The organism is Streptomyces tropicalis (assembly GCF_029269835.1).
Taxonomy (GTDB): Bacteria; Actinomycetota; Actinomycetes; order Streptomycetales; family Streptomycetaceae; genus Streptomyces; species Streptomyces tropicalis.
In genome coordinates, this window is sequence record NZ_JARJBB010000066.1 from 1 (window position 1) to 4,506 (window position 4,506).

The 4,506-nt window shown below is 67.5% G+C and carries 5 protein-coding genes and 1 pseudogene; all 6 read left to right on the plus strand.

All coding sequences use genetic code 11. The features are described 5' to 3' along the window. Positions 1-709: pseudogene (locus tag P3H78_RS32810) on the plus strand (hypothetical protein); the annotation flags it as partial. Between the two features lie 18 nt (positions 710-727). Next, positions 728-1,141 (plus strand): hypothetical protein, encoded by a 414-nt coding sequence (locus P3H78_RS32815; protein WP_018520022.1) that lies wholly within the window; start codon positions 728-730, stop codon positions 1,139-1,141. A gap of 2 nt (positions 1,142-1,143) precedes the next feature. Continuing rightward, entirely contained in the window at positions 1,144-2,346 is a 1,203-nt protein-coding gene (locus P3H78_RS32820; RefSeq protein WP_276112832.1) for a hypothetical protein, read from the plus strand. A gap of 136 nt (positions 2,347-2,482) precedes the next feature. Further along, complete coding sequence (locus P3H78_RS32825; protein WP_276112835.1) at positions 2,483-2,680, plus strand: hypothetical protein; 198 nt, start codon at positions 2,483-2,485, stop codon at positions 2,678-2,680. 262 nt (positions 2,681-2,942) lie between these two features. Further along, complete coding sequence (locus P3H78_RS32830; protein WP_276112833.1) at positions 2,943-3,116, plus strand: hypothetical protein; 174 nt, start codon at positions 2,943-2,945, stop codon at positions 3,114-3,116. An 82-nt stretch (positions 3,117-3,198) separates the two neighbouring features. Continuing rightward, positions 3,199-4,227, plus strand: coding sequence for a hypothetical protein (locus P3H78_RS32835; protein WP_276112834.1), 1,029 nt, complete (start codon positions 3,199-3,201; stop codon positions 4,225-4,227). Positions 4,228-4,506 lie beyond the last annotated feature (279 nt).

Genomic DNA, 4,506 nt, shown 5'->3' on the forward strand with positions numbered 1-4,506 from the left:
GGCGCGGATCCCCGCTCCGGTGGCCGCGCCGCCGGTGTCGAAGGACGCTGCCGCTGCGGCACCGCCGGTTGCCGCCGAGGACGACGCCGACGAGGAGGACGGCAGCGATCACGACGAGACGCCCGAGCCGAAGAGGATCTGGGCCTGGTGGAAGAAGGACCAGACCGTCCAGGACGGCGACGGCGACGAGCCCGGCAGCGAAGAGGTCCCGGTGCCAGCCGCAACGACCGGCCGGTTCGCGGCCGCGGTCAAGAACGCTGGCCCGGTGATCACGGGCACCGCGAATGGCGGCGGCCTGGTCGACAACCCCCGGGGTCGCCAAGTCCTCTTCGCCGGAACCGCATACGCCGTGGGCTGGGGTCTGCACCTGGACGACTGGGTCACCAACCTGATGGCCCATGCGGACCAGTACGCCACACCCGTGGCTGGCTGTGCCCTGGGACTTGGGGTCTTGGGCCTGGCCACGCGGTCGAAGTTGGGCGGCGTGCTCTTCGTCTCCTCGCTGGGCCTGATCACGGCCCTGCAGATGGCCCGGCCCGCATGGGTCGTCGGCGGCGGCGTCGCCCTCGGACTCCAGGTCGCCTACCGAATGGTGCGCGGCTGGGTCGGCCACTACGGCGAGAAGTGGCCCTGGAAGGGCGTCGTTTGGGCCGCCCACGTTCCCGCCGCCACGGCCACCGTGACGGTCCTCCTGTTCGGTACTAACTGAGAATGAAAAGGCAGAGAAGTGAATCAGGTTTTCGGAGCGATCGGCTTCACCGGCGGCGCGGTCGTGATGACGGCCTTCTTGATCCTTGGCGCCCGGGGAGCTTGGAAGGTCAAGCTCAGTCACGAAGGCGTGATCGTGGTCGCGTTCGTCACCGGCCAGTTGTACGCGCAGGCTGGCGAGACCTTCGCCTTCCTGGGCGACATGAGCGGCGGCCTGTCCGAGGCGATTCAGTCCAGCTTCGGCAACGGGGCCAACTTCGGCGCGGGCGCGGTCGCCATCCTGGTGACGCTGCTCGTGTACGGCCTCAAGCCCTCGAAGTTCCGCAACGGTGTTCTTTCGCTCATGCTGCCGTCCCTGTACACCGCGGCAGGCGGCCTGTTCGCCATCCTCACGCACACGATCAGCAACCTGACCGGAACGGTGGTGGCCTGACCATGGCCGTGAACCTGGTCAAACCAGACCCGGGGGATGACGGCGATGACCTGGCGGATGTCGTCGACCTGGTAGCAGTCGAGGACATGGCGGAGAGCGACGAAGGCGCGGCGGCCCAGCCGTCGCGCCTTCGGGCGTGGTGGTGCCAGGTCATCGAGGACGCGGAGCGCAACGCCACGGAGCCACGGCCCCGGTTCATGAACCGGCCCGAGCTCGGCGCGCACCACTTCTTCAACCGCGCCGGTCTGGCCACCATGAAGACTGGCACCCTGGTCATCTTCCGCGGCCTCTGGACCCTCACCCGCTGCGGCTGGGTGCTGGTTCTCGGCCAGGTCCGGAAGGGGAAAGGCGCGAAGTCGGCCCCGGCCGCGGCCGACACCGGGAAGACTGGGGACGCTGCGCAGACCAAGACCCCGGCGAAGGGGCGCGGCCGGAAGCCCGCCGGGAGGAAGAAGGGGACGAAGAAGAAGACGGCCGCGTCGGCGAAGTCCAGCACGGGTGACGTCATCCTTGGTGGATTGTTGATCGCCGGGATGGGCGTCATGTTCGTGACGAAGACCGTGTTCCCCGCGGTCGGGGCCCTGGTGGTGGACGCCACGTCGTGGGTGGTCGACCACCCGGTGGACATGGCGCGTGGAGCCGGTGGCGTGGTGATCGTCTTCATGGTGATCGCCTGGATCGTCGGGGGAGTCGTGGGTACCCCCGCAGTTCAGGAACACGAAGAAGATCAGGACAGGGAGGTATGGAAGGAAGCCGCGGACGCAGAAGCGGAACTGCCTGAAGATCAGGACGAAGACCAGGGGAGCGGCGAATCGGAAGCCGATCAAGCCGGTGGGGAAGCGCCGGTTCTCTCCCCCGAGGAGCAAGCCGAACAGGAGCGAATCCAGGTCTACGAGTGGGTGCGAGAGAGCATCAAGAAGCCCACCGGAAGCGGTGTCGCGGTGCACCTCCGAGAGCTGTGGTTGGGCCTCCAGAAGGAGGGGGAAGCGGGGCCCAGCATGGCCGACGTGCGTGCCCTCCTGGAGGGTCACCAGATCACTATCCGGGATGGGGTCAAGGCCCCCGCTTCGGATAAGGACGGGGCCAGCCGTAACCGGCCCGGCGTGCACTCCGACGACCTTCCCCAGTCCTTCACTCCCCTGCCCACTCCTGGGTCCAACCTGATCCGCCTACTACCGACCTACCAAGCCTCTGACCAGCAATAACTACCACCGACCTACCCGCCGCCTACTCGTCGAGTAGGCGGCCTACCGGTCCACCAGCGGACGCTCCGGGCCCTTGTCCGGAGCGTGCGCCGGCCGACCGGCGGCCGACCGAAGGGAGTGAGCCCCCTTGTCCCCGATGTTCTGGTGTGACGTGTGCAAGTGCGCGTACCCGCACGGCCCGGAAGGGCCCGGCACCGCGCTCGAGGCGCACAACACCGCACAGCACGGGGGCAGTTCCCCCGCCGACGGCGTACGACCGATCACTGGCGGCCAGGTGGTGATCGGCCTCCTGGTCCTGGTCATCCTGGCCTTGGCCGCGCGCCACTTGGCGTGACTGCAGCATCCTTAACCGGAAGGGCAACCGCAGGGCCGTACAGCGACACTCGCGCCGACAAGCGGAATCCGATGAAGGTAAGGGCAAAGCTGGAAGCGAACTTCCGTGCCTGCCTGATCCTCCAGTCCGTGTCCCAATCGGGGGCGCGCCGAGCAGGGTGGCTCACCGACTGGCGAAAGCCCACCCTGCTCACGCTGAACACGGTGCGCGGCATGAACGGCGTGGAGATCGTAGAGCCAACCTCTGCTGAAGGAGAGAGGTCGTGCCGCAGTACAGCTATCAGCCCGCACCGGGCCTGCCCATCAAGACCACCACCTTCGGCGGCACGGCCGAGGAGTTCGCGCAGGCGCTCGCCGAGGACTGCCGTGGAGACCACGGCGTCGAACCCGAAGTCCGGGTGTGGACAGGGCCTCGTCCCCCTACCACGACCACCTGATCCGCCCCGTCAATCGCCACGACCCAGCTCAGCGTGCGCCCACCATCCCGTGAACCTCTGCCATCAGAAAGGAACTTCAGTCATGACCGCTGAGCATCGGAGCCAGAAGAAGCCCTCAGGCACGAAGCAGGTCCTCGCTCCGCGTCTCGTGATCGATCCAGACCTGGACACCGCCTTGCGGAAGCTGATTCAGCAGGCGGAGCCCTCCGTGCTGCGCCAAGTGGAGTCTGCTGAGGAGCACAGCCCCTGGCAGGCACTTCTCGCACCGCTGTCCACCAGAGTGGGGAGGGGTCTGTTGCTGTACTCGGGCTGTCTGTTGCTTTTCCCCGAGGCACGCGCGTACGCGGACCTGATGCTCAAGGCGCTCTTTGAAGATGTCGGGGCACCCGCTGCGTTGTTGGACTGGACGATCGCCCCCGGTCTGCTTGCGGCCTGGTCCCTGTCCAAGGTCCTCCACCGCTATCAGCAGCGAGCGGAGATCCGCCGGCTGCGTGCAGCGCGCGCCCACTATGTGATCACGGATGGGCTCGGCGAACGCGCACGCGCATTGATCGGCCGTGCCGATCACGCGCTGCACACCGCCCGGCGTGCCGTGGAATGCGAGGACGGCGCCGTTGGCCGTGCCCAAGTAGATGAGCTTGGACGCGAGCCGTGGGAGATTTCTGTGTCACTCCGCGACCTTGTCGAGTTCACGGCATCCAGCGCCCACGAGGAGCGACATTCCCCTCGGCTTGATGGCCGTCGCGGCCGACAGGATGCTGTAGGCAGCCCGTCCGCCACAGATGGATCGGCCCCGATGCCCTGCCCGAATCAGGAACTCGAAGAGGTGTGGAAGGCCATCGAGCATCGTGTAGGCGCGCTGGTGAGCACCTGCGAGGAGGTCGTCGCCCTGAATGCGGAGTTCGGTGAACTCCGGAAGCCTGTCGAGTCCACCCCGGAGGACGACGCCTTGCTCGATCTGCGCGCCAGCACCGCCAGGCACGCGCTCGCCCAGACAGACCTGGAGGCTCTGCGCGCCAATCTCGCCGCCGCTCGGCGCGTGGTCGCGGACGGAACTTCCGGCCCGCTCAAGCCTTCCCACGAGCTTCGGGCGGGGTTGGACGGCGATTGAGGACTGAGCGTTCTCGACAACAGGGTGCGGCAGTGCGGGAAAACGGCAAGGCCCCGTGACCGGACGCAAAAGGCACCCTCCGCCCCATCGGTGGGCTGATTCGCTTTGCGTCCCGCCCCTCCTCGTCTCCCATCCTGAACAGCCGACCGCGACATGAGAGAAAGCGGGCCGACGCAGAGCACCGCCTCGACTCCGGCCTCGGCACGGACGCACGGACGCGCTGGCAATCGTGCGCCTGGCCGCCCCGCCAAAGGTCGTCACAGCGGGCTACTCGGAATC